This is a genomic window from Pantoea sp. Morm (assembly GCF_016643525.1).
Taxonomy (GTDB): domain Bacteria; phylum Pseudomonadota; class Gammaproteobacteria; order Enterobacterales; family Enterobacteriaceae; genus Pantoea; species Pantoea dispersa.
The window spans coordinates 1-634 of record NZ_VOQX01000282.1 but is presented as its reverse complement, the minus strand read 5'-3'; the positions used below and the strand labels follow the sequence as shown (position 1 = coordinate 634).

1 protein-coding gene is annotated in these 634 nt (G+C 62.8%); it reads left to right on the top strand.

Annotated elements, in window-relative coordinates; all coding sequences use genetic code 11:
* Positions 1 to 13: 13 nt before the first annotated feature.
* Positions 14 to 634, top strand: a 621-nt coding sequence (locus FT726_RS27585; RefSeq protein ID WP_346303878.1) for a 2,3-dihydro-2,3-dihydroxybenzoate dehydrogenase, incomplete at its 3' end; no start/stop codon positions are given.

Below are 634 nucleotides of genomic sequence, written 5' to 3'. Positions count from 1 at the left end.
GGGTGCCAGCCGAATGAGCGCCTGTTTTGATTTCAGCGGAAAAATTGGCTGGGTGACCGGTGCCGGTAAAGGCATCGGCTATCACACCGCGCTGGCGTTCCATCAGGCCGGTGCGCAGGTGACCGGTTTTGATTTGCACTTTGGCCAGGATGACTATCCGTTTGCCACCTGCCAGCTGGATGTCGCCGACAGTGCTGCGGTGCGCGATTGCTGTCAGTCACTGCTGGCCAGCCAGCCGCGGCTGGATATCCTGGTGAACGGCGCGGGCATTCTGCGCATCGGCAGCACCGATGCGCTGTCTTTCGCCGACTGGCAGGCGTGCCTCGCCGTCAACGCCGGCGGCGCGTTTAACCTGTTCCAGCAGACGCTACCGGTCTTCCGCCAGCAGCGCGCTGGCGCGATTGTCACCATCGCCTCTAACGCCGCGCACGCCCCGCGCCTCGGCATGTCAGCCTATGGCGCCTCCAAAGCAGCGCTACGCAGCCTGTGCCAGACGGTTGGGCTGGAGATGGCACCGTATGGCGTGCGCTGCAATATTGTCTCACCGGGATCAACCGATACCGATATGCAGCGCAGCCTGTGGCATACGCCGGAAGCCGAGCAGGAGATGATTAACGGTTTCCCGGATCAGTAC